This window comes from Massilia haematophila, from assembly GCF_042647645.1.
Taxonomy (GTDB): Bacteria; Pseudomonadota; Gammaproteobacteria; order Burkholderiales; family Burkholderiaceae_D; genus Telluria; species Telluria haematophila.
The window spans coordinates 3,794,263-3,818,812 of sequence record NZ_JBHRVV010000001.1 but is presented as its reverse complement, the minus strand read 5'-3'; the positions used below and the strand labels follow the sequence as shown (position 1 = coordinate 3,818,812).

The 24,550-nt window shown below is 66.1% G+C and carries 22 protein-coding genes; 19 read left to right on the top strand and 3 right to left on the bottom strand.

Annotated features, from left to right (window positions below):
• The 3 genes from pdxA (at position 1) to ACFOPH_RS16925 (ending at position 2,323) form a co-directional block, all read left to right on the top strand.
• Positions 1 to 1,062: a 4-hydroxythreonine-4-phosphate dehydrogenase PdxA gene (gene pdxA, locus ACFOPH_RS16935; RefSeq protein ID WP_312551361.1), complete on the top strand. Its 1,062-nt coding sequence runs from the start codon at positions 1 to 3 to the stop codon at positions 1,060 to 1,062.
• An 11-nt stretch (positions 1,063 to 1,073) separates the two neighbouring features.
• Positions 1,074 to 1,850 (top strand): 16S rRNA (adenine(1518)-N(6)/adenine(1519)-N(6))-dimethyltransferase RsmA, encoded by a 777-nt coding sequence (gene rsmA / locus ACFOPH_RS16930; protein ID WP_312551359.1) that lies wholly within the window; start codon positions 1,074 to 1,076, stop codon positions 1,848 to 1,850.
• 281 nt (positions 1,851 to 2,131) lie between these two features.
• Positions 2,132 to 2,323, top strand: coding sequence for a hypothetical protein (locus tag ACFOPH_RS16925; protein WP_312551357.1), 192 nt, complete (start codon positions 2,132 to 2,134; stop codon positions 2,321 to 2,323).
• 167 nt (positions 2,324 to 2,490) lie between these two features.
• Here ACFOPH_RS16925 and ACFOPH_RS16920 read toward each other — a convergent pair whose 3' ends face one another.
• Positions 2,491 to 3,117 carry a hypothetical protein gene (locus ACFOPH_RS16920; RefSeq protein ID WP_379736554.1) on the bottom strand — a complete coding sequence of 209 codons (627 nt, stop codon included), beginning with the start codon at positions 3,115 to 3,117 and terminating at the stop codon, positions 2,491 to 2,493.
• 27 nt (positions 3,118 to 3,144) lie between these two features.
• Complete coding sequence (locus tag ACFOPH_RS16915; protein ID WP_312551979.1) at positions 3,145 to 3,732, bottom strand: hypothetical protein; 588 nt, start codon at positions 3,730 to 3,732, stop codon at positions 3,145 to 3,147.
• Between the two features lie 216 nt (positions 3,733 to 3,948).
• Here ACFOPH_RS16915 and ACFOPH_RS16910 point away from each other — a divergent pair, with 216 nt between their 5' ends.
• Both ACFOPH_RS16910 and hrcA read left to right on the top strand, forming a co-directional pair.
• A complete protein-coding gene (locus tag ACFOPH_RS16910) occupies positions 3,949 to 4,665 on the top strand; it encodes an HAD family hydrolase (protein WP_312551978.1) in 717 nt (238 codons plus the stop codon).
• Between the two features lie 62 nt (positions 4,666 to 4,727).
• On the top strand, positions 4,728 to 5,744 hold the full coding sequence (gene hrcA / locus ACFOPH_RS16905) for a heat-inducible transcriptional repressor HrcA (protein WP_312551977.1): 1,017 nt from the start codon (positions 4,728 to 4,730) through the stop codon (positions 5,742 to 5,744).
• A gap of 149 nt (positions 5,745 to 5,893) precedes the next feature.
• On the opposite strand, the gene fur is transcribed toward hrcA, so the two are convergent.
• Positions 5,894 to 6,328 (bottom strand): ferric iron uptake transcriptional regulator, encoded by a 435-nt coding sequence (gene fur / locus ACFOPH_RS16900; protein WP_229439108.1) that lies wholly within the window; start codon positions 6,326 to 6,328, stop codon positions 5,894 to 5,896.
• Positions 6,329 to 6,407: 79 nt separating this feature from the next.
• Between fur and ACFOPH_RS16895 the strand changes: the two genes are divergently transcribed.
• The 14 genes from ACFOPH_RS16895 to ACFOPH_RS16830 all read left to right on the top strand — a co-directional run bounded on the left by ACFOPH_RS16895 (position 6,408) and on the right by ACFOPH_RS16830 (position 24,464).
• Positions 6,408 to 7,019, top strand: coding sequence for an outer membrane protein assembly factor BamE (locus ACFOPH_RS16895; RefSeq protein WP_312551974.1), 612 nt, complete (start codon positions 6,408 to 6,410; stop codon positions 7,017 to 7,019).
• Between the two features lie 7 nt (positions 7,020 to 7,026).
• A complete protein-coding gene (gene dapB / locus ACFOPH_RS16890) occupies positions 7,027 to 7,836 on the top strand; it encodes a 4-hydroxy-tetrahydrodipicolinate reductase (RefSeq protein WP_312551971.1) in 810 nt (269 codons plus the stop codon).
• Position 7,837: 1 nt separating this feature from the next.
• Complete coding sequence (locus tag ACFOPH_RS16885; RefSeq protein ID WP_312551970.1) at positions 7,838 to 8,164, top strand: barstar family protein; 327 nt, start codon at positions 7,838 to 7,840, stop codon at positions 8,162 to 8,164.
• A gap of 195 nt (positions 8,165 to 8,359) precedes the next feature.
• Positions 8,360 to 8,959, top strand: a complete 600-nt coding sequence (locus ACFOPH_RS16880; protein WP_312551969.1) for a YdcF family protein — start codon at positions 8,360 to 8,362, stop codon at positions 8,957 to 8,959.
• Positions 8,960 to 9,176: 217 nt separating this feature from the next.
• On the top strand, positions 9,177 to 11,822 hold the full coding sequence (leuS, locus tag ACFOPH_RS16875; protein ID WP_379736550.1) for a leucine--tRNA ligase: 2,646 nt from the start codon (positions 9,177 to 9,179) through the stop codon (positions 11,820 to 11,822).
• Between the two features lie 3 nt (positions 11,823 to 11,825).
• On the top strand, positions 11,826 to 12,338 hold the full coding sequence (locus tag ACFOPH_RS16870) for an LPS-assembly lipoprotein LptE (RefSeq protein ID WP_312551967.1): 513 nt from the start codon (positions 11,826 to 11,828) through the stop codon (positions 12,336 to 12,338).
• Positions 12,339 to 12,359: 21 nt separating this feature from the next.
• A complete protein-coding gene (gene holA / locus ACFOPH_RS16865) occupies positions 12,360 to 13,373 on the top strand; it encodes a DNA polymerase III subunit delta (protein ID WP_312551966.1) in 1,014 nt (337 codons plus the stop codon).
• Between the two features lie 184 nt (positions 13,374 to 13,557).
• Positions 13,558 to 14,823 (top strand): glutamate-5-semialdehyde dehydrogenase, encoded by a 1,266-nt coding sequence (locus ACFOPH_RS16860; protein ID WP_379736547.1) that lies wholly within the window; start codon positions 13,558 to 13,560, stop codon positions 14,821 to 14,823.
• Positions 14,824 to 14,862: 39 nt separating this feature from the next.
• Positions 14,863 to 15,279, top strand: coding sequence for a CopD family protein (locus ACFOPH_RS16855; protein ID WP_312549821.1), 417 nt, complete (start codon positions 14,863 to 14,865; stop codon positions 15,277 to 15,279).
• 223 nt (positions 15,280 to 15,502) lie between these two features.
• Positions 15,503 to 16,732, top strand: a complete 1,230-nt coding sequence (locus ACFOPH_RS16850; protein ID WP_379736544.1) for a THUMP domain-containing class I SAM-dependent RNA methyltransferase — start codon at positions 15,503 to 15,505, stop codon at positions 16,730 to 16,732.
• A gap of 4 nt (positions 16,733 to 16,736) precedes the next feature.
• Entirely contained in the window at positions 16,737 to 18,017 is a 1,281-nt protein-coding gene (locus ACFOPH_RS16845; protein ID WP_312549820.1) for a multidrug effflux MFS transporter, read from the top strand.
• Between the two features lie 399 nt (positions 18,018 to 18,416).
• Positions 18,417 to 20,576 carry an HDOD domain-containing protein gene (locus ACFOPH_RS16840; protein ID WP_312549819.1) on the top strand — a complete coding sequence of 720 codons (2,160 nt, stop codon included), beginning with the start codon at positions 18,417 to 18,419 and terminating at the stop codon, positions 20,574 to 20,576.
• Positions 20,577 to 20,645: 69 nt separating this feature from the next.
• Complete coding sequence (locus tag ACFOPH_RS16835) at positions 20,646 to 22,874, top strand: putative bifunctional diguanylate cyclase/phosphodiesterase (protein ID WP_379736542.1); 2,229 nt, start codon at positions 20,646 to 20,648, stop codon at positions 22,872 to 22,874.
• Between the two features lie 15 nt (positions 22,875 to 22,889).
• Positions 22,890 to 24,464 carry a tetratricopeptide repeat protein gene (locus tag ACFOPH_RS16830; RefSeq protein ID WP_379736540.1) on the top strand — a complete coding sequence of 525 codons (1,575 nt, stop codon included), beginning with the start codon at positions 22,890 to 22,892 and terminating at the stop codon, positions 24,462 to 24,464.
• Positions 24,465 to 24,550: the final 86 nt, after the last annotated feature.

The window sequence follows — 24,550 nt, the reverse complement described above, 5'->3', positions numbered from 1 at the left end:
ATGGCCGCGCCGCAGGCAGTGCGCCCGACCCTGGCGTTGACGGTCGGCGAGCCGGCCGGCATCGGCCCGGAGATCTCGATCCGCGCGGCCTGGGCGCTGCGCGAGGCGGCCAATTGCGTGCTGGTCGGCGACGCCGCCTTCCTGGCGCTGACCGCCAGCCTGGTCGATCCGTCGATCCGTCTTTCCGCCCTGTCGGTCCAGGCCTTGCGCAACGGCGGCCTGCCGCATTTCGGCAAGGACCGTATCGCCGTGGTCGACGTGCCGCTCGCGGCCCACGTCGTGCCCGGCACCCTCGATGCCGACAACGGCCGCGCGGTGCTGGCCACGCTCGACCTGGCGGTCGAGGGCGTGCAGGCCGGCTGGTTCGACGCCATCGTCACCGCGCCGCTGCAAAAGAGCACCATCAACCAGGCCGGGATCGCGTTTTCCGGCCATACCGAATACCTGGCCGAGAAGACCGGCACCCCGCGCGTGGTCATGATGCTGGCCGGCCAGCCTGCGAATCAGCCCTACCTGCGCGTGGCGCTGGCCACCACCCACCTGCCGCTCAAGGACGTGCCCGCCGCGATCACGCCGGACGGCCTGGGCCAGGTGCTCGACATCCTGCACGCTGACCTGCGCGCCAAGTTCGGCATCGCCGCGCCGCGCATCCTGGTCACCGGCCTGAATCCCCATGCCGGCGAGAATGGCTACCTGGGGCGCGAGGAAATCGACGTCATCGAGCCGGCGCTGGCGGCGGCGCGCGCGCGCGGCATCGATGCGCGCGGTCCCTATCCGGCCGACACCCTGTTCCAGCCGAAGTACCTGCAGGACGCCGACTGCGTGCTGGCGATGTACCACGACCAGGGCCTGCCGGTGCTCAAGCACGCCACCTTCGGGCGCGGCATCAACGTCACGCTCGGCCTGCCGCTGATCCGCACCTCGGTCGACCACGGCACCGCGCTCGACCTGGCGGCGCAAGGCCTTGGCCACGCCGACTGCGGCAGCATGGAAGAGGCGATCCGCGCCGCCCTGCTGATGGTGGCGGCCAGCAAGGGCGCCCGCGGCGCCAACCCCATTTAACGAAAGCACCAATGAAACACGTAGCACGCAAGCGCTTCGGCCAGAACTTCCTGACCGACGACCATGTCCTGAACAACATCATCGACGCGATCGACCCGCGCCGCGGCCAGGCCATGGTCGAAATCGGCCCGGGTCTGGCGGCGATGACGGCGCTGCTGCTGAAGGGACTGGACCACATGCACGTGGTCGAACTCGACCGCGACCTGGTGGCGCGTCTCGAGAAAGCATATCCGCGCGAAAAACTCACGGTCCACTCCGGCGACGCCTTGAAGTTCGACTTCGCCTCGATCCCGGTGCCGGAAGGGCAGAAGCTGCGCGTGGTCGGCAACCTGCCGTACAACATCTCGAGCCCGCTGCTGTTCCACCTGGCCGAGTTTGCGCACCTGGTCGAGGACCAGCACTTCATGCTGCAGAAGGAAGTGGTCGAGCGCATGGTGGCCGAGCCCGGCACCAAGGCCTACAGCCGCCTGTCGGTGATGCTGCAATGGCGCTACGACATGGCGATGCTGTTCGTCGTGCCGCCGACCGCCTTCGATCCGCCGCCGCAGGTCGATTCGGCGATCGTGCGCATGGTGCCGACCCGCAGGAAGCTCCCGGCCGACGGCCCGACCCTGGAAGCGGTGGTGCAGAAGGCCTTCTCCCAGCGCCGCAAGGTGATCCGCAATTGCGTGGCCGGCATGTTCACCGAGCAGCAGCTCGTCGATGCCGGCATCGACCCGGGCGCCCGTCCGGAAGCGGTCGGTCTCGAGCAGTACGTGGCGCTGGCGAATATCCTGAAACCCGTCTGAAGCCCGCCTGAAGCACCCGGGCGGCCGCCTATTGCCGCCCTTGCCGTCTCTCCTGGCCGCCAGCCGGCCGGCCCGGTCACCCCATCCGGAACTCCCCCTCATCAGTTCGCTTGCGGCGCCGCACAAACGCGGTACATCGCCGTTTGACGCGCTTCGGCGCCCCCTTTTTGCAGTTCGTCGCAGGCCGATGGAAAGGCACAAGGGGGCTTGCTAAAGTACTCCCATCGAAAGCCCGAACGCACAGCGCAGGGCCCCACCAGCCAACCGAAGGGAGTATCAACATGAACGTCCTCAAGCACATGGAAGCCATCTTCGTCGTCGCCGCCCTGCTCGTCGGTGTCAGCACCTACGCCAGCGCCGAGAGCTACAAGGCCGAGGTCCGCGCCGCCTCGATGGTGACGATTGGCACCGAAAAAATGGCGGTGGTGAAGGTCGTCGGCAAGCGCCTGACCCCGGTCACCAAGCTCGGCTGAGCCGGCGCCCGGGATACGGGCAAAAAAAAGCCCACCGTTGCGGGTGGGCTTAAATCCAATTCTTTTCTGAGGAGAGTTGGAGGAGACAGGTAGGATTATGCTGCGCTACAACATATAAATCCAATTTTCTTTTGGAATGGTCGTCATAAGCGCAGCATATGTCTCCATCAGGTCGGGTTGGCGACGCAGGTCACGTCGATGTTGGTGATGTCCACATCGTCCATGATCCCGACGGGATTGGCCACGGTGCAGGTATAGCCGGCCGGCTGGGTCTCGATCGTGACGCCATAGGTCTTGCCGTAGGTAACCCTGCCCAGCGTGTAGGGAACGTCTGCCACCGGATCGGCGGCCGTGACCGTAATCGTCGAGTTGCTGCCATTGTTCAGTTTCAGGCTGCCGGCGCCCAGGCCTTTCACCACACCGCCGATGGTTGGGCTGAGCAGGAAGCATTGGAAGTCGGCATTGATTTCCGACAGGCGACCCGCGGTGTCGTTGGTCCGGCCTGCCGCCTCGCACACCTGGTGCGGTGGCTGCTTGCTGACCTTCACATCGTAGACTTCGCCATATTCAAGCTGCTTGGGGAAGGCGTAGTCCACGTTCCTGACCGCGATGTCCGTCGAGGCCGCGTCCGGCATGACTTCTTTGGTCATGCCGTTCGTTTCCAGCACCAACGGTCCATACTGCAGGCCGGTCACGGTGCCGCCGATCGTGTAGTTCGTGGAACCGCCGCAGGAAGCGAGCGCTGCCGCCAGCGCCAGCACGAGGCCCGAACGGATTAACACATTTTTCTTCAAGTTCATCTCCTGGAATCCGTCAGGCCGTCAGGCGCAGGTGACGGTGACGTTGATTGCCGGCGGCTCGTCGGCGCTCGGCACCGTTCCGGTACCGTTCTGCACCGTGCACACCTGGCCGGATGGCTGGGTCAGGACGGTGACGCCATACGGTTGGCCCCAGCCGGCCCGGGTCATGGTCAGGGTGCCGTTCGCGGTGATGTCGGTGCGCACCGAGCCGTTCACCAGGGCCAGGGTGCCGCCGGCCTTCAGGCCGGACACGGTCACGTCCAGCGGCTTCGACTTCAGGGTGCAGGCAATCCTGATCGTGGTGATGTTGAAGGTTGCCTTGCCGGTGCCGGTGTTGCCGACGACTTCGCATTTCTCGGTGTTCGGTGGCGAAGCCTTGACCTTGACGTTGTAGGAGGAGTCCGCATCGACCAGGTTGGGGAAGTAGAACTCGCTCGTGTTGGCCGGCACGGCGAAATCCGGGCCGTCGTTGTTCGTCAGCACCAGGCCTGCCATCGTATTGTTGCTAACAGTACCGCCCAGGTAGAACTCGCCGTCACCGCCGCCGCAGGCGGACAGGCTCAGCGCGCATGCGAGCGCGAGGCCGGCACGCAGGGGGGAACGCATCATAATTTCTCCAAATAAAAGGGAACTGGACAAGACGCGCTACGGCGTCCGTGCCGCGTCGAATGCTTGAGTTTTGCCCATCATTTTAGAGCATTTGACAAGGGCCGGGCTCATCGTCGTTTGTATCACGGTGTAACGGCAACGGCGCGCCCTGGCGTGCGTTTGCATTTCGGCGCGGGCCTCGCTATGCTCTGTTCGCCCTCTTCAGCATGCCACCCGATGACGACCACGCCCCGCCGCCCCTGGCCCCGAGCCGTCCTGTTCGACCTGGACGATACCCTGTGGCCGATCGCCCCCGTGATCCTGCAGGCCGAGCAGATCCTGTTCGCCTGGCTCGCCGCCAACGCGCCGCGCGTGGCCGAGCGCTTCACCATCGACAGCCTGCGCCAGGCGCGCCTGGAACTGCTGGCGCAGCGCCCCGAGTTGCAGCTCGACCTGGGCGCGCTGCGCCGCGTCGGGCTGGAGGCCGCCTTCGAGCAGGTCGGCGAGGACCTGTCCAAGGTGGAACTGGCGATGACCGAATTCTTCGCCGCGCGCAATGCCGTGGTTCCCTACGACGACGTGCTGCCGGGCCTGTCGGGCCTGAAGGGCAGGGTCCTGATCGGTTCGATCACCAATGGCAATGCCGACTTGCAGACCATCGGCCTGGCCCACCATTTCGATGCCTCGGTGGCGGCGCCGCGCTTCGGCCGCGCCAAGCCGGATCCGGCGATCTTCCACGCCGGCTGTGCGGCGCTGGGCGTGGCGCCGCACGAGGCGGTATACGTCGGCGACGACCTCATCCTCGACGTGCAGGGCGCCCAGCGCGCTGGGCTGCGCGCGGTGTGGATGAACCGCACCGCCAGCCGGCGCCACCTGGAGGAGGGCGTGCAGCCGGACGCCATCGCCGCCAATTTCGACGAACTGCTGGCCTGGCTCAGGCAAGAGCACGGCTGACTGCACAGGCGTCGGACTAAGGTGCATAATAGGAGCGGAACCATTTTCCGCTTCTCCCTCCCATGCAACTTGATACCCGTGCCCAAACCCTGCTGAAAGCCCTGGTCGAGCGCTACATCGCCGATGGCCAGCCGGTCGGGTCGCGCGCGCTGTCGAAGATTTCGGGCCTGGACCTGTCGCCGGCCACGATCCGCAACATCATGGCCGACCTCGAGGAGATGGGCTACGTCGCCAGTCCCCATACCTCGGCCGGCCGCGTGCCCACGCCGCGCGGCTACCGCCTGTTCGTCGATACCTTGCTCACCGTGCAGCACCTGAACGAGCAGGGCGTCGACGCCGAGCGCATGCGCCTGGCGGCCCAGCAGCCCCAGAAGATCATCGCCAACGCGGCGCAGATGCTCTCGTCGCTCACCCAGTTCGCCGGCGTGGTGCAGAGCCCGCGGCGCGAATCGGTGTTCCAGCAGATCGAATTCCTGCGCCTGTCCGAGCGCCGCATCCTGCTCGTCATCGTCGATCCGCGCGGCGACGTGCAGAATCGCCTGCTGCACACCGACGTCGACTACACGCCGGCCCAGCTGGTGCAGTCGGCCAACTACCTGAACCAGAACTATGCCGGCCTCTCGTTCGACGAGGTGCGCGCGCGCCTGGCCGGCGAACTGCGCCAGTTGCGCGACGACATCGGCGGCCTGATGACGGTCGCGGTCGAGGCCGGCAGCGAAGCGATGGCCGAAGGCGAGGACATGGTGATCGCCGGCGAACGCAACCTGCTGTCGGTGTCGGACCTGTCGTCGAACATGAGTTCGCTGCGCCAGCTGTTCGAGATGTTCGAGCAGAAGACCGGTCTGATGCAGCTGCTCGACGTCTCCAGCCGCGCCGGCGGCGTGCAGATCTTCATCGGCGGCGAGTCGAACCTGGTGCCGATGGACGAAATGAGCGTGGTCACCGCTCCCTACGAGGTGAACGGCAGGATCGTCGGCACCCTGGGCGTGATCGGCCCCACGCGCATGGCCTACGAGCGCGTGATCCCGATCGTCGACATCACGGCCAAGCTGCTGTCGAACGCGCTGAGTCATTCGTAGGGTGGGCGCCCCGTGCCCACCGAATGTTGGCATCGCGTTTGCGCATGGTTCTGGTGGGCACGGGGTGCCCACCCTACGGCCTTCGTCGTACGCAAACAATAAAAAACGGCGCCGCGGCGCCGTTGTTCTTTGAAGCGAAGAAGCTCCGATCAGTTATTGCCGCGATGCGGGCACGCCGTCTTGATGCAGTTGCCGTAGATCGCCAGCGCGTGCTCGGCGATCTTGAAGCCGCGTTCGACGGCGATTTTGTTCTGGCGCGACTCGATCTCTTCGTCGAAGAACTCTTCGACATGGCCGCAGTCGAGACAGACGAGGTGGTCGTGGTGCGAGCCGGCGTTGAGCTCGTAGATCGCCTTGCCGGTTTCGAAATGGTTGCGGTTCAGCAAGCCGGCCTGTTCGAACTGGGTCAGCACGCGATAGACAGTCGCCAGGCCCACGTCCATGTTGTCGGCCAGCAGGATTTTATACACGTCTTCCGCCGTCAGGTGCCGCACTTCGCTGTTCTGGAAAATTTCCAGGATCTTCAGGCGTGGCAGGGTCGCCTTCAGGCCGCTCGCCTTCAGGTCGGTAGGTTTGTTACTCATGTTTGTTACTCGTAGATGGGCGGAGTGCTTTATGATATAGCGTTTTGGAAGCTCTCGCTTAAACGTTTTGAGGTTACATATGCGCGTCACCCATGCCGTAGAACACCGTCCTTATGCCCGGGCTGCGCTCGCCGCGGGCCTCGCATGCACGCTGCTGCTGTCCGGCTGCGCATCCTGGCGCAACCAGACCAAGCCGGCCGCGCCGGTCAGCACCGAGGCGGCGGCAGTGGAATCCGATGCCGACAAGGCGGCCGCGCTCGCGAATGCCGGCGCCCAGACGACCAGGGTGACCAAGCTGCAGAAATTCCTGTGGATATTCTCGCCCTACCGTCCGGACATCCAGCAGGGTAATTTCGTCTCGCAGGAAATGCTGGACCAGTTGAAAGTTGGCCAGACCCGCGACCAGGTGCGCTTCATCCTCGGCTCGCCGATGCTGGCCGACATGTTCCATGCCGACCGCTGGGACTACCCCTTCTACCTGGCGCGCGGCAACGGCGAACTGACCACCAGCCGCGTGACCGTCTACTTCAAGGACAACGTCGTCGAGCGCTTCGACGGCGGCAACCTGCCGACCGAGCGCGAGTACATCGATCGCATTGCCGGCCCGTCCAAGTTCCCGAAAAAGAATGCGCCGACCCGGCCGGTCGCCCCGGTGACCAACGCCGCCCCGGCCAATACCAATATCCAGTAAGACTGTCATGACGCAACTGAAAATCGCGGTCGCCGGCGCCAGCGGGCGCATGGGCCGCATGCTGATCGAGGCGATCGCCGCCTCGCCCGACGCCACCCTGTCCGGCGCGCTCGACGTCGCCGGTTCGCCCTTCATCGGCACCGATGCCGGCGCCTTCTCGGGCCAGCTGGCTGGCGTGATCATCCAGTCCGACCTCGACCGCGCCCTGGCCGGCGCCGACTGCCTGATCGACTTCACCCGTCCGGAAGGCACGCTGCAGCACCTCGCCTACTGCGCCGCGCACGGCATCAAGATCGTGATCGGCACCACCGGCTTCGACGAGGCAGGCAAGGCCGCGATCCGCGCCGCCGCCGAGAAGACCGCGGTGGTGTTCGCCCCCAACATGAGCGTGGGCGTGAACGTCACCCTGAAATTGCTGGAAATGGCGGCGAAGAGCTTTGCCGAAGGCTACGACATCGAGATCATCGAAGCCCACCACCGCCACAAGGTCGACGCGCCCTCCGGCACCGCCCTGAAGATGGGCGAGGTCATCGCCGACGCCCTGGGCCGCGACCTCAAGGACTGCGCCGTCTACGGCCGCGAGGGCGTGACCGGCGAGCGCGATCCGTCGACCATCGGCTTTGCCACCGTGCGCGGCGGCGACATCGTGGGCGACCACACCGTGCTGTTCGCCGGCACCGGCGAGCGCATCGAGATCACCCATAAATCGAGCAGCCGCGTGACCTACGCCCACGGCGCGCTGCGCGGCGCCCGCTTCATCGCCGACAAGGCGGCCGGCCTGTACGACATGCAGGACGTGCTGGGCCTGAAGGGCTGACATGGCCAGCGTACAGTTGAACGGCGCCGCCATCGTCGACGAGGCGGCCTTCCACGCCGAGAGCCGCCGCGCCTTCGGCTTTCCCGAGTCCTACGCCGACACCATCGACGCCTGGGTCGACTGCCTCAGCTACCTGCGCGACGACGAGAACATGACGGCTTTCCGCCTCAAGCCGAACGAGGTGCTGGAGATCGTCATCACCGACGGGCAGGCGCTGCAGCAGCGCCTGCCCGACCTGGTCGAGGAAATCGCCTATTGTGTCGGCGGCATCAACGAGCGCTACGAGGACTACGGCGAAAAGCCGGCCCTGAAGCTGGTGCTGCGCTAGAAAAGCGGCGGCGCCCCGGTCTTTTTCCCGCAAACGGCCCGGAACGTCACGCTTTTTGCTTGCAAACGGCCCGGAACGTCACCCGTAGGGTGGGCTCTCGAGCCCACGCGGATCATGCACACCAATACCAGGGGCAGCAGCAGCTCCACAGGCTGATGCATACCCCGACGAGGCACCGCAACAACGCACACGCCCATGACCGCCGACGACCTCCTGCGCATCTCCCGCTACGTCATGCCGCCCCTGCCGGCGCAGCCATCCGCGCTGGGCTTCCTGTTCGGCACCCGCCACGGCATCGAGGAATTCTGCCAGGAGACCTGCGCCCTGTGGCAAGCCGGCATGTTCCGCAAACTGCTGGTTTCGGGCGGCGCCACCGCCGGCAATCCCCAGCCCGAAGCCCTCGTCATCGCCGAGCGCCTGGTCCAGTTGGGCGTGCCGCAATCCATCCTGATCCTCGAAACCGAAGCCACGAATACAGGCGAAAACGTCATCCTCGGCCGGCGCCGGGTAGCCCAGGCCATGGGCCTGGACCAGGTCGACAGCGTGCTTGCGATCGGCAAGGTCTGCGCGATGCGGCGCTACCTGATGACCCTGGCGCGGCACTGGCCGGAGGTGACGATGTCGGCCTGCGCGGTCAACTATTTCGGCCTGCCGGCCGAGCGCTGGCACGAGCACGAGGAATTCCGCAGGCGCGTGCTGGCCGAATTCGGCAAGATCCCGGGCTACCTGGAGCAGGGTTTTCTTCGCGAACTCGACGGACAGGCGCCTTATCCGGTGCTTGGCGTCAAAAACTAAGGCGGCCGGCTCACGCCAATGTCGTCGCGGTTCGTATTTTTTGCACACGCCGCGGGGCAGTGCATCGCCGCCTCCGACTGCCGGCCAGGTGCGCAAAGAGTGGGCACGGAGTGCCCACCCTACGTGGCCGCCCAACACAGCCGCCCCGCTTCGCCGCAGTGCAAGATGAACCAGTATAATGTCCCGTTCCACCTCCAAATTTCGTCCGCAGAACATCATGCAAGATAAATATAGTCCAGCCGAAGTTGAACAGGCCGCCCAGGCATACTGGAAGTCGATCGACGCCTACAAGGCCGTCGAGAACGACCCACGTTTCCCGAAGGGCAAGTATTACGCCTGCTCGATGCTGCCTTACCCGTCCGGCAAGCTGCACATGGGCCATGTGCGCAACTATACAATCAACGACGTGATGTACCGCTACCTGCGGATGAACGGCTACAACGTGCTGATGCCGATGGGCTGGGATGCCTTCGGCATGCCGGCCGAGAACGCGGCGATGGCGAACAACGTGCCGCCGGCCGAGTGGACCTATTCGAACATCGCGCACATGAAGAAACAGATGGAATCGATGGGCCTGGCCATCGACTGGTCGCGCGAAATGACCGCCTGCAAGCCGGAATACTACAAGTGGAACCAGTGGATGTTCCTGAAGATGTTGGAAAAAGGGATCATCTACCAGAAGACCGGCACCGTGAACTGGGACCCGGTCGACCAGACCGTGCTGGCCAACGAGCAGGTCGTCGATGGCCGCGGCTGGCGTTCGGGCGCGCTGATCGAAAAGCGCGAGATCCCGATGTACTACGTGCGCATCACCGACTATGCCGACGAGCTGCTGGACTACGTCGACAACAAGCTGCCGGGCTGGCCGGAGCGCGTGCGCACCATGCAGACCAACTGGATCGGCAAGTCGACCGGCGTGCGCTTCGCCTTCCCGCACGTGATCATGAGCGAGTCCGGTGAGCTGATCAACGACGGCAAGCTCTACGTCTTCACCACCCGCGCCGACACCATCATGGGCGTGACCTTCTGCGCTGTCGCCGCCGAGCACCCGCTGGCCCAGCACGCCGCGAAGAACAATCCGGAACTGGCCGACTTCATCGCCGAGTGCAAGAAGGGCTCGGTCATCGAAGCCGACATGGCGACGATGGAGAAGAAGGGCATGCCGACCGGCCTGTTCGTCACGCATCCGGTGTCGGGCGAGCAGGTTCCGGTCTGGGTCGGCAACTACGTCCTGATCACCTATGGCGACGGCGCCGTGATGGGCGTGCCGGGCCATGACGAGCGCGACTTCGCGTTCGCAAAGAAGTACGACCTGCCGATCAAGCAGGTGGTGGCCGTCGAAGGCCAGGAGTTCTCGCTCGAGGCCTGGCAGGAGTGGTACGGCGACAAGGAAAACGGTAAGGTCATCAACTCGGGCAAGTACGACGGCCTGGATTACATCGCCGCCGTCAACGCCGTCTCCGGCGACCTGGCTGCGCAAGGCCTGGGCGACAAGAAGGTCACCTTCCGCCTGCGCGACTGGGGCATCTCGCGCCAGCGCTACTGGGGCACCCCGATCCCGATGATCCACTGCGGCGACTGCGGCGCGGTGCCGGTGCCGGAAGCCGACCTGCCGGTCGTGCTGCCCGAGCACCTGGTCCCGGACGGCACCGGCAACCCGCTGAACAAGGACGAAGCGTTCCTGAAGTGCGACTGCCCGAAGTGCGGCAAGCCTGCGCGCCGCGAGACCGACACGATGGACACCTTCATCGATTCGTCGTGGTACTACATGCGCTATACCTCGCCGGGCTCGAACGACAAGATGGTCGACGAGCGCAACGACTACTGGATGCCGATGGACCAGTACATCGGCGGCATCGAGCACGCCGTCATGCACCTGCTGTACGCGCGCTTCTGGACCAAGGTCATGCGCGACTTCGGCCTGGTCAAGTTCGACGAGCCATTCGTCAACCTGCTGACCCAGGGCATGGTGCTGAACGAGACCTACTATCGCGAAGACGCAGCCGGCAAGAAGACCTGGTTCAACCCGGCGGACGTCGAGCTGGTGTTCGACGACAAGGGCCGCCCGCAGAGCGCGACCCTGAAGAGCGACGGCCAGCCGGTCGACATCGGCGGCACCGAGAAGATGTCGAAGTCGAAGAACAACGGCATCGACCCGCAGGCCCAGATCGAACAGTACGGCGCCGACACCGCGCGCCTGTTCACCATGTTCGCCTCGCCGCCGGAGCAGACCCTGGAGTGGTCGGACAGCGGCGTCGAAGGCGCCAGCCGCTTCCTGCGCCGGGTCTGGGCCTATGGCTACGCCCAGCGCGAACGCATCGCCGCCGCGCTGGCCAACCAGGACGGCGCCGCGACCCTGGACGAAGCGCACAAGACCCTGCGCCGCGAAGTGCACAAGGTGCTGCAGCAGGCCGACTACGACCTGAAGCGCATCCAGTACAACACGGTCGTCTCGGCCTGCATGAAGATGCTCAACACGCTGGAGTCAAGCAAGCTGGCCGAAGGTGCGGCGGGCGACGCGGTCGTCGCCGAAGGCCTGTCGATCTTCCTGCGCATCCTGAACCCGGTGGCGCCGCACATCACCCACGCGCTGTGGCAGGAACTCGGCTACGCCAAGGCCTACGGCGACATCCTCGACGTGCAGTGGCCGCAGGTCGACCCAGGCGCGCTGGAACAGGCCGAGATCGAACTGATGATCCAGGTGAACGGCAAGCTGCGCGGCTCGGTGAGAGTGGGCAAGGATGCCGACAAGGCGGCGATCGAGGCGGCCGCGCTGGCCTCCGAGGCGGCGCAGAAGTTCGTGGAAGGTACGCCGAAGAAGGTCATCGTCGTGCCCGGCAAACTCATCAACATTGTGGTGTAACCCATGCGCGCTTCCTCCCTTTTCATGACGCGCGCCCTGGGCGCCCTGTTGCTGGCGACCGTCCTGGCCGCCTGCGGCTTCCAGCTGCGCGGCTCGAACGGTTCGTACAACATGCCGTTCCAGAGCATCCACCTGGCCTTCGGCGAGACTTCCCCGCTGGGCAATGAGCTCAAGCGCAACCTGCGCGCGCTCGACACGGTCCGCGTCGTGAACAAGCCGGAGGAAGCGCAGGCGCGTTTCGAAGTGGTTTCCGAGGCGCGCAACAAGGCGATCCTGTCGCTGAACAACCTGGGCCGGGTGCGCGAGTACCTGCTCGGCTATACCCTGGTGTTCCAGGTGCGCGACGCCAGCGGCCAGCTGCTGCTGGGCCCGACCGAGATCACGCTGCACCGCAACCTGACCTTCAGCGAGAACGAGGTGCTGGCGAAAGAGGGCGAGGAAGCGCTGCTGTACCGCGACATGCAGTCCGACCTGGTACAGCAGATCATCCGCCGCCTGGCGGCGATCAAAACCTGATTGACGGAGCAGGATTGAGCGATGCAACTGCGGCCTGAGGCACTCGAAGGCCACCTGTCGAAAGGCCTGGCGCCGCTGTACGTCATCACCAGCGACGAGCACCTGCTGGCGCTGGAGGCGGCCGACAAGATCCGCCGCGCCGCGCGCGCGGCGGGCCACACCGAGCGCGACGTGCTCACCGTCGAGCGCACCTTCAAATGGGGCGAACTGCTGGCCGCGAACCAGGCGCTGTCCCTGTTCGGCGACAAGAAGCTGATCGAGCTGCGCATCCCGGGCGGCAAGCCGGGCAAGGACGGCAGCGCCGCCCTGCAGGCCTACGCCAAGGACCTGTCCCCCGACAACCTGACCCTGATCACCCTGCCCAAGCTCGACTGGCAGACGGCCAAGGCGTCCTGGGTCGCGACCTTGCAGCAGGCTGCGGTCTACATCGAGATCCCGAACGTGGAACGCGCCCAGCTGCCGGGCTGGATCGGCATGCGCCTGTCCAGCCAGGGGCAGAGCGTCGACCGCCAGAGCCTGGACTTCATCGCCGATCGCGTCGAGGGCAATTTGCTGGCGGCGCACCAGGAAATCCAGAAGCTCGGCCTGCTGTACGAGCCAGGCAAGCTGAGTTTCGAGCAGGTGCACGACGCCGTGCTGAACGTGGCGCGCTACGATGTGTTCAAGCTCTCGGAGGCCATGCTGTCGGGCGATGCGGCGCGCCTGGCGCGCATGCTCGACGGCCTGAAGGGCGAGGGCGAGGCGTTGCCGCTGGTGCTGTGGGCCGTCAGTGAAGAAATCCGCACACTGCTAAAATTGAAGTCGGGGATGGCGCAGGGCAGGCCCCTCGGCGCGCTGATGAAGGAATACCGGATCTGGGGCCCGCGCGAGCGCATGATGGAACCGGCGCTGCGGCGCGTGTCGCTGCCGACCCTGGAAGCGGCGCTGCAGGATGCGGCGCAGGTCGACAAGATGGTCAAGGGCCTGCGCGCGAAGCAGTTCGCGGGGGATGCGTGGGATGCGATGCTGCAGCTGGCGTTGAGGGTGGCGCGGTAAATCGTTCGTCGCGCGTTGGCGGTGATATGACGTAGGGTGGGCGCCCCGTGCCCACGCGTAAAGCATGCGCCGTGTTGACGCTATCGGGCGTCGCGTCTGCTCATCGTTCACGCGTGGGCACGGAGTGCCCATCCTACGATCCTGCCTCATTACCCGCTGTTTGAACGCAACTGGAACCAACACGATGGACATCACCGACTACATGCACACGCTGGGCCGCAATGCCCGGGCCGCGTCGCGGGCGATGGCGCGCGCCGACGGCGCCACGCGCAACCGCGCGCTGCTCCTGATCGCCGACGCCATCGAGCGCGACGCCGCCAACCTGGCCGAGGCCAACGGGCGCGACCTCGACGCCGCGCGCGCCGCCGGCCTGGCGCCGGCGCTGCTCGACCGCCTGGCGCTGTCGCCCGCCGCGATCGCCACCATGGTCGACGGCCTGCGCCAGATCGCGACCCTGCCGGACCCGATCGGCGAAATCTCGAACATGAAGTCGCGTCCGAGCGGCATCCAGGTCGGCCAGATGCGCGTGCCGCTGGGCGTGATCGGCATCATCTATGAAGCCCGTCCGAACGTGACGGTGGACGCCGCGGGCCTGTGCATCAAGAGCGGCAACGCGGCGATCCTGCGCGGCGGCTCGGAAGCGATCCACTGCAACCGCGCGCTGGCGAAACTGGTCACCGAGGGCCTGGTCGCGGCCGGCCTGCCGCTCGATGCCATCCAGGTCGTGGACACGACCGACCGCGCCGCCGTCGGCACGCTCATCACCATGCCGCAATACGTCGACGTCATCGTGCCGCGCGGCGGCAAGGGCCTGATCGCGCGCCTGATCGAGGAAGCGACGGTCCCGATGATCAAGCACCTGGACGGCATCTGCCACGTCTACATCGACGACAAGGCCGACATCGCGAAGGCGCTGCCAATCGCCTTTAACGCCAAGTGCCACCGCTACGGCACCTGCAACACCATGGAAACCCTGCTGGTCGCGCGCGCGATCGCGCCAAACGTGCTGCCGCAGCTGGCGGCGCTCTACCGCGAAAAGCAGGTCGAGCTGCGCGCCGACGAGGAGGCGCGCGCGATCCTGGCCGGCTATCCGCACCTGGCCGCGGCAGTGGAAGAGGACTGGAGCACCGAATACCTGGCGCCGATCCTGGCGGTGAAGGTGGTGGCCGGCATCGACGAGGCGATGGATCACATCGAGCGTTATTCGTCGAAGCATACCGAGGCCATCGTCACCGAAGACTACAGCGCCGCGCTGCGTTTCCTGCGCGAAGTCGATTCGGCATCCGTGATGGTGAACGCCTCGACGCGCTTCGCCGACGGCTTCGAATATGGCCTGGGCGCCGAGATCGGCATCTCGAACGACAAGCTGCATGCGCGCGGCCCGGTCGGTCTCGAAGGACTGACCTCGCTGAAGTACGTGGTGTTCGGCCACGGCGAAGTACGTAGCTGACAAGACAAAGCTAACGGAACAACAACCACAAGGACCCGCATGCTCTACCTCTGGATCAAAGCCCTCCACATCGTCTTCATCGCCTCCTGGTTCGCCGGCCTGTTCTACCTGCCGCGCATCTTCGTGAACCTGGCCCAGGAAACCAACAACGTCGCCACCGCGCGCCTGCTGCTGATGGCGCGCCGCCTGTACCGCTTCACCTCGATCCTGGCGGTGCCGGCACTGCTGCTGGGTCTCTGGCTGTGGATGGGTTTCGGCATCAAGGGTGGCTGGCTGCACGCAAAACTGGCGCTGGTGGTGCTGACGATCGGCTACCATCACGCCTGCGGCTCGCTGCTCAAGAAATTCGAGGCGGGCGTGAACAAGCGCAGCCATACCTGGTACCGCTGGTTCAACGAGGTGCCGGTCGTCCTGCTGCTCCTGATCGTGATCCTGGTAGTGGTGAAGCCGTTCTGATTTTTCGGGCGGCAGGTCATCCGCAGGGCTGGTTCGCGCGTTGAACGGTGGGTACAAGTACCCACCCTACAATGCGATACGGGCCGTAGGGTGGGTACTTGTACCCACCGTTTGCACCCTTGAGCAGCGTTAGCCGTACAAGAAACAACGAACCAACACGTGGCTGCAAGCGATCGGCGCTTGCAGCCACATTATTTTTTATTAACGGACAAAGGGTACCCCCATGACGTCATACTTTTGCCCATGCCCGCGCGGCATGGAAGCGGCGCTCGCCGAAGAACTCAACGAAATCGCCCAGCAGTACAGCCCCACGCTGAAGGTGCACAACCAGGTGCCGGGCGGCGTGCACTGCTCCGGCACCCTGGTCGACTCCTACCGCATCAACCTGCACTCGCGCATCGCCTCGCGGGTGCTGATGCGCATGGGCCAGCGCAGCTACAACAACGAGAACGACATCTACGACCTGGTGCTCGAGCAGCCCTGGGAAGACTGGTTCGGCGTCCACCACACGATCCGTGTCGACGTCACCGCCGTCAAGTCGCCCCTGAAGAGCCTGGAATTCACGACCCTGAAGATCAAGGACGCCGTCTGCGACCGCTTCCGCGACCAGTTCAACAAGCGTCCCTCGGTCGACACCCGCGAGCCGGACATGCGCATCGTCGGCTTCCTCGACCAGCGCAACTTCATCATCTACCTCGACACCTCGGGCGAAGCGCTGTTCAAGCGCGGCTGGCGCGAAGAGACGGGCGACGCGCCGCTGCGCGAGAACCTGGCCGCCGGCATGCTGCGCGTGTCGGGCTGGAAGCCGGGCGTGCCGCTGTTCGACCCGATGTGCGGCTCGGGCACGATCCTGATCGAGGCGGCGCAAATGGTGCAGGGCATCCCGCCGGGCGCGCGGCGCCGCTTCGCCTTTGAAAAATTCGCCGACTTCGACCGCGACGCCTGGCAGGAGATGAAGGCCGCGATCAAGGCCAATCCGCTGCCGAGCGAGCCGACCATCTTCGGCTCCGACATCTCGGGCGACATGGTGGCCATGACCCGGCATAACCTCAAGATCGCCGGCGTCCTGTTCGATGTGCCGCTGAAGCAGATCGAGGCCCAGCACGTCTCGCCACCGACTAGCCAGCCGGGCATCCTGCTGACCAACCCGCCGTACGGCGAGCGCATCGGCGTGCGCGGCGACTCGACCATGCCGCAGGACGAGATGGCCGTGTCCTTCTATTCGGCGCTGGGCACCACGCTCAAGCAGCGTTTCGCCGGCTGGACCGTGTTCCTGTTCACCGCCGACCTGTCGCTGCCCAAGCTGCTGCGCCTGAAGGAAGCGCGCAAGACCCCTTTCTTCAACGGCGCCCTCGAATGCCGCCTGTTCCGCTTCGACATGGTGGCGGGCTATAACCGCCGCGAGGAAGCCAAGCCTAAACAGGATTCGACACCGGACACGGACGCCAACTGACCCCATGCTGCCACCCACAGAACCCGACGAACTACCGAAGGACCCGGTGATCCCGGTCCCGCTGCCGGAACCGCGCAAGATCACGATGCTGTCGGCCGGCGGCCTGGCCACCCTGCTGGCCGGACTGTCGATGCTGGGACCGTTCTCGATCGACGCCTATCTGCCGGCCTTCCCGCAGATCCAGTCGACCCTGCATGCGTCCGCGCTGGAGGTGCAGCAGACCCTGACCGCCTACATGCTGGCCTTTGCCGGCATGGTGCTGTGGCACGGCGCCCTGTCGGACGCCTTTGGGCGGCGCAACGTGATCCTGGTGGCGCTGGTGGTGTTCGCGATCGGCACCTTCGGTTGCGCCGCCGCGTCGTCGGTCCATTACCTGTGGGTGTTCCGCATCATGCAAGGGGTGTCGGCCGGCGCCGGCGTCGTGGTCGGGCGCGCGATCATCCGCGACCTGTATTCCGACACGGCGGCCGCGCGCCTGCTGTCGATGGTGACGATGATCTTCTCGATCGCGCCGGCCATCGCGCCGGTGCTGGGCGGCTGGATCGTGATTTTCTTCGGCTGGCGTGCGATCTTCCTGGCGCTGTGCCTGTTCACGATCGTGCTGGGCTGGGTGTGCTGGCAGCACCTGCCCGAGACCGTGCCGAAGGAGCGGCGCCAGCCCTTCAACCCGCGCTTCCTGGCGGGGAGCTACAGCGCCATCTTCGGTTCCTTCCTGTTCCACATGAAGGCCGGCATCACGGCGCTGAACTTCGCCGGGCTGTTCCTGTATATCACGGCCTCGCCCGTGATGCTGCCCGAGCAGCTGCACCTGGGCCCCTCGGGCTTCGCCTGGCTGTTCGTGCCGACCGTGGCCGGGATCTTCCTCGGCTCGATGGCGGCCAACCGGATGGCCGGCAAGAAGAGCTTCGCCAAGCAGATATGGATCGGCTTCGGCTTCATGCTCAGCGCCGTGGCCTTCAACGTCGGCTACCACCTGTTCCTGCCGCCGGCGCTGCCGTGGACCGTGCTGCCGATGTTCTTCTTCACCTTCGGCAGCTCGATCATCTCGCCGGGCGCGACCCTGCTCGCGCTCGACCTGTTCCCGCACATCCGCGGCACGGTGGCGTCCTGCCAGTCCTTCGTCACGACCCTGCTCGGTGCGATCGTGGCGGGCCTGATCGCGCCGGCGCTGTCGCATTCGGTGCTGGCGCTGGCGCTGGGGCAGGCGGGGTTCGCGCTGGCGGCGCTGGCGTGCTGGGTGGTGGCGCGGCAGTATCGGCGCAGGCTGGCGCGCAGCGGTCGCTAAAGTTCTGGTAACAGCCCCTACGCAAGCGTCGTGGGGCTGTTGCCTGTGTAGTCACCGGTGTTCATGATCCGCGTGGGCTCGAGAGCCCACCCTACGGAATACGTTCCGGACTGACGGTTACAAAAACCGTGTCCAGTCCGGGGTCGCGTCTATTTGGCTATGCAATTGCAGTGCGGCAATAAATGAAGGTGAAATACATCATTCATCGGGGAAAAACTCACACTTTTAACAGAAAGTATTGTTCCCGATCAGAAATGTATATATGCTAAGACCCTTAATTTAGCGTCGGAACAACTGTTGAAAGCGTGTCCTGTTTCGACGATGCGTGAATACCATGTTGTGGTAGCTCAGGAAAGGGGCGCCACCCCGCAACTTTCAGTGGCATCTGCGATCGAGACCATGCACCAAACTGACCAGGATATCCGTCATCGCCTGCTCGTTGCCCGGTTGCCGGCGATGCCGCAGATTCTCGTGAAGCTGCTCGGGCATCTGCAGGCCGACGACCTGGGGATGGAAGAGCTGGCCGAGCTGATCGCCAAGGATGCGGGCATGACCGCCAAGCTGCTGGCGGTCGCCAACAGCTCGGCCTACCATCGCGGCAGCCGCACCGCCAACCTGGAGCAGTCGCTGGTGTCGCTCGGCACCGACATGATCAAGACCCTGGTCATCAGCGATTCGGTGTTCCAGACCTTTAATAATTTTCCCCATTCCGGCAGCACCGACCTGCGCGCGTTCTGGAAGAACTCGCTAGCCGCGGCCGTGATCGCGCGCGACGTCGCGCGCCGCATCGACTACCCGCACCTGGAAGAGGCTTACCTGGCCGGGCTACTGCACAACGTCGGACGCCTGGCGCTGCTGGCGACCGCGCCCAAGGAATACAGCTTCAACTTCACCGCGCGCGACGACGAGGACCTGTGCGCGGTCGAGCAGCGCACGCTGCAGATCACCCACGCCGAAGCGGGCGCCTGGCTGGTCGAGCGCTGGCAGCTCGACTCCTTCCTGGCCGACGCCGTGCTCTACCACCACGAATCGAGCGAGCGCCTGGAGGCGGCCCATCCCCTGATCCGCATCGTGCGCCTGGCGCACCTGATGGCCGGCCATCCGGACGATACGCAGGCGCTGCTTGACGGCGCGGCGCTGTGCGGCCTGGCCCCCGCCGAGATCGCCGAGATGCTGGCTGCCGCCGCGCGCCAGGTCGACCGCGCCGCCGTCCACCTCGGCATCGACCTCGCGGGCGCCGACGACATCCTTGCACCGCCGGCCTATGCGCCGCCAGTCGTCGACCCGGTCCAGCAGCGCCTGTCGGAAGAGGTGCGCAACCTGGTGCTGGTGTCCGAGGTCGGCCAGACCTTCGCGCGCCAGCAGGGCGAAAGCGCGCTGCTCGAATCGATGACGCGCAGCGCGCGCATCCTGTTCGACTTCGACAACACCGTGGTCCTGCTCGAAAACCCGACCGGCCAGATGCTGGTCGGCGCGCCCGGCGTGGCCACGGCGCGCATCGCCGAATTCGCGATCCCGTTGTCGAAGGGGGGACCGATCGCCGCCGCGGCGATCGAGCGTCAACCTGCCTACCTGCAGCGCGGCAGCGAGTCGCTCGGCCTGCCGGAAGAGCAGTTGCTGCGCATGCTCGGCACCGACAGCCTGGTTTGCCTGCCGCTGGTGGCCGGCGCGCGCTGCCTGGGCGTGCTGGTCGGCGGCGTGGCGTCCTGGCAGCTGCCCGCCTGCCAGAAGCGCGAGCGCTTCCTGCAATCCTTCGGCGCCCAGGCCGCGACCGCGCTGGAGACGGCGCTGCTCGAACGCGGCCAGGCGCGGCGCCAGATCGCCAGCGTCGCCGAGGAATACCGCGAGGCGTCGCGCCGCGTGCTGCACGAGGTGAACAACCCGCTGTCGATCATCAAGAACTACCTCAGTGTCCTCGACAGCAAGCTGGCGCGCCAGGAACCGGTGGCCAGCGAGATGTCGGTGTTGAACGAGGAAATCGACCGCGTCGGCCAGCTGATCGGCACCCTGGCCGACATCAAGCCGGCGGCGGCCGAGGGCGGCCCGCGTCCGCTGGACGCCGCGAAGGTGGTCGAGGATGTGGTGCGCCTGTTCCGCGCCGGCCAGTTCGTGCCGGCCAACGTCCAGATCGTCACCGCGATGCACGACGAGGCGCGCCTGGTCGCGGGCGACGCGGATACGCTCAAGCAGATCCTGGTCAACCTCGTGAAGAACGCGGTCGAGGCCCTGGCCGGCAGCGGCGGCGGGCGCATCGAGATCGCCAACCGCGGCCACGTGCACCGCGAGCGCAAGCTCTACCTGGAGCTGACGGTGTCCGACACCGGTCCTGGCCTCGCGCCCGAGGTGATGGCCAACCTGTTCTCGGCGGTGAAGAGCACCAAGGATGGCGCGCACCGCGGCCTGGGCCTGTCGATCGTGCACGGCCTGGTCAAGAAGCTCAACGGCCAGATCGCCTGCCGCAGCGGCAGGAGCGGCACCGCATTTGAAATTCTGCTGCCGGCATGGTCCGGCGCCAGCGCCGCGCCGGCCCTGCCGGCGCGCGCCCTGGGTTCTGTATAAGGTATGACAAACGTGTACTCAGCCAGCGCAACTTCAGCCATGTTCCAGGGTGCGGAGGCTCCGGCCGGGATGCCCGACACGCCGGCGGGGCTGCCCGGCATCGCCGAGCAGCCCCGCCTGCTGCTCGTGGACGACGAACCGCGCCTGCTGGCCTCGCTCTACGAACTGCTGCGCGACCGCGACTATCACCTGACCACGGCCAGCTCGGGCAGCGAGGCGATCGCCCACCTGTCGACCCTGCGCTTCGACCTGGTGCTGCTCGACCTGCGCCTGCCGGACATCGGCGGCCACGAAATCATGGACTTCATCAATGCCAGGGGCATCGATGCCGACGTGATCGTGATGAGCGGGGAAGTGGGCATCGACGCCGCGATCGGCGCCCTGAAGCGCGGCGCCTACGACTACCTGCGCAAGCCCTACGCGCGCGAAGAACTCTTGACCACCGTCGGCAACGCGCTCGAACAGCGCCGCCTGGCAGCAAGCAATGCGCGCATCGCCAACCAGCTGGAAAATTCGGAGAAGATGTACCGCTACCTGGTCGACAGCTCGCCGGACATCATCTACACCCTGAACCACGAAGGCCGCTTCACCTTCGTGAACGACCGCGCCTACCAGCTGCTGGGCTTCACGCGCGACGAGCTGATCGGCAAGCACTACTCGATCCTGGTGCACGACGAGGACCTGGAGCGCGCCCGCTACGTGTTCAACGAGAGACGGGTCGACGAACGCGCATCGCGCAACGTCGAGCTGCGCCTGAAGTGCCGCGGCGCCACCGGTAAGCTCAGCAACAGCGGCGACCGCACCTTCAACAACACCTTGATGACGATCTCGCTGAATTCGATCGGCATGCACGTGCCCGACCAGGAGGTCAAGAAGCTCGAGTTCTTCGGCACCTACGGCGTCGCGCGCGACATCACCGACAGGAAGCGCGCGGAAGAGGTCATCTCCTACCAGGCCTACCACGACATCCTGACCGACCTGCCGAACCGCATCCTGTTCAAGGACCGTCTCGGCCTGGCCGTGATCCAGGCCAAGCGCAAGCAGACCGAGCTCGCCGTGATGTTCATCGACCTCGACCGCTTCAAGCTCGTGAACGACACGCTCGGCCACGTCAAGGGCGACGAATTGCTGCAGCAGGTCGCGGTGCGCCTGAAGGAGTGTTTGCGCAAGGGCGACACCCTGGCGCGCCAGGGCGGCGACGAGTTCACCATCGTGCTGCCGGAACTGCGCGACCGCGACGACGCGCGCATGGTGGCCGACAAGTTCCTCGAGTGCCTGCACAAGCCTTTCGATCTCGACGGCCACGAGGTGCACATCTCGGCCTCGATCGGCATTGCGATCTATCCGGGCGACGGCGAATCGATCGACGAACTGCTGCGCCACGCCGACATCGCGATGTACCAGGTCAAGGCGCTGGGCAAGAACGGCCACAGCTTCTACCACGACTCGATGCTCGACGTGTCGCACCAGAAGATCGCGCTCGAGCAGGCGCTGCGCCGCGCGCTCGAGCACAACGAACTGGAGATGTACTACCAGCCGCAGATCGACGCCGTCACCGGCCGCATCGTCGGCGCCGAGGCGCTGATGCGCTGGAACCACCCGACCCGCGGCCTGCTGTCGGCCGGCGAATTCCTGCCGTTCGCGGAAGAGAACGGCCTGATGCTGCCGATCTCGGACTGGATGATCGGCGCCCTGTGCCGCGACATGCTGCAGTGGAACCTGGCCAGCGGCCAGGCGGTGCGGCTGTCGCTGAATCTGTCTCCGCAATACCTGGACCGCGGCGACTTCTTCGAGAAGATGCGCGGCGCGCTGGTGCGCTACGGAATCTCGCCCGGCCAGATCGAGGTCGAGATCACCGAGAACATCTGCATCCGCAATCCGCAGTACGCGATCGAGCAGCTGAACAAACTGTGCCAGCTCGGCGTGTCGGTCGCGATCGACGACTTCGGCACCGGCTACTCGTCGCTCTCCTACCTGCACCGCTTCCCGATCCACACGATGAAGATCGACCAGTCGTTCGTGAAGGAGATCCACGACGAGAACGGGCACTACCCGGTGATCCTGGCGATCATCTCGATCGCGCGCGGCCTCGGGCTGCACCTGATCGCCGAAGGCGTCGAGACCGAGGTGCAAGCCAACTACCTGAAGGCCAACGGCTGCGAGACCATGCAGGGCTACCTCTACTACCGCCCGATCTCGCTGTCGAACTTCATCGGCGTGCTGCGTTCGCAGGCGCTGGGCGCGCCGCAGCCGGCCCTGGGCGGTCCCGCGACCCAGGTGCGCGCGATCCGCGCCTAAGGCCTTCTGCTTTCCATGGACACCGCGACGACCGCGCCCGCAGCAGGGGAACGCCATACGGCCGAATTCCTGCGCGTGAAGGGCCTGGCCGAGCGCGGCGTCGCCAGCGCCCAGCACAGCCTGGGCTTCATGTACGTGAACGGCCAGGGCGTGCCTCGGAACTACGAGCTGGCCGTCGCCTGGTACCGCATGGCCGCCGCCGCCGGCCTGGAGCAGGCCCAGTACAACCTCGGCGTGATGTACCAGAAGGGCCAGGGCGTGGCCCAGGACTACGAGCAGGCGCTGTACTGGTACGGTTGCGCGGCCGGGCAGGGGTATGCGCCGGCCCAGTACAACTTGGGCTGGCTGTATGCGAAAGGGCAGGGCGTCGCCACCGACGTGCACCAGGCGCTGCACTGGTTCCGCCGCGCCGCGGAGCAGGGCGACGCCGGCGCCCAGCACAATCTCGGCATGATGTACGAGGGCGGCAAGGGCATCGCCCAGGACCAGGAACAGGCATTGACCTGGTACCGCCGCGCCGCCGCCCAGGGCTATGCGCGCGCCCAGTTCGCCCTCGCGCTGCGCTACGACAGCGGGCAGGGCGTGGAGCGCGATCTGGCGCAGGCGCTGGACTGGCTGCGCCGCGCCGCCGGGCAGGGCCACGCCCCGGCCCAGTTCAACCTCGGCCTGCGCTACGACAAGGGGCAGGACGTCGAGCAGGACAGCGCCCAGGCGATTCATTGGTACGAGCGCGCCGCCGAGCAAGGCCACCTCAGTTCCCAGTTCAACCTGGCCCTGGTCTTCGACAGCGGCCATGGCGTGGCGCGCGACGAGGAGAAGGCGCTCGCGTGGTACCGGCGCGCGGCCGAACAGGGCCACGCCGGCGCCCAGGACAACCTCGGCCTGCGCTACGAGCACGGCCAGGGCGTGGCGCGCGACGCGGGCCTCGCCGCGCACTGGTACCGCAAGGCCGGCGAGCAGGGCCTGCCTGCCGCGCAATACCACCTGGGCCAGCTCTATGATGCCGGCCAGGGCGTCGAGCACGATCCGGCGCAGGCCGCGGCCTGGTACCGCAAGGCGGCCGAGCAGGGCCACCTGCGCGCCCAGTTCGACCTCGGCCTGCGTTTCGAGGCCGGCAACGGCGTGCCGCGCGACGTGGCGCACGCGCTCGAATGGTACCGGCGCGCGGCGGCCCAGGCATATGCGCCGGCCCAGCACATGGTCGGCACCCTGATCGACCGCGAGGACCTGGGCGACCCGCGCGAGGCCACCGACTGGTACCGCAAGGCGGCCGAGCAGGGCCACGCCCCGGCGCAGTTCGCGCTGGCGCTGCGCTACGACAGTGCGCATGGCGTCGAACGCGACTACGAGGCCGCGCATTTCTGGTACCTGTGCGCGGCGCGCCAGGGCCATGCGCGCGCCCAGTTCAATCTCGGCGTGATGTACGCGACCGGACAGGGCACCGGGTGCGACCCGGTCGAGGCCTATGGCTGGCTGCACCGGGCGGCGGCGGGCGGCATTCCGGCGGCCGCGCCTTACCTGAAGCGCATCGCGTCCAGGATGGCGCCGCTGCAGCTGGCGCAGGCGCAGGTATTTACCGAAGGCGCCTAAGTACTCACCCAGCGGCGCGGTTGATCGAACGGCCGCATCATCGCGGCCCGTAAAACTCCGCACGCCTGGCCGCCCGGCCATTAGAA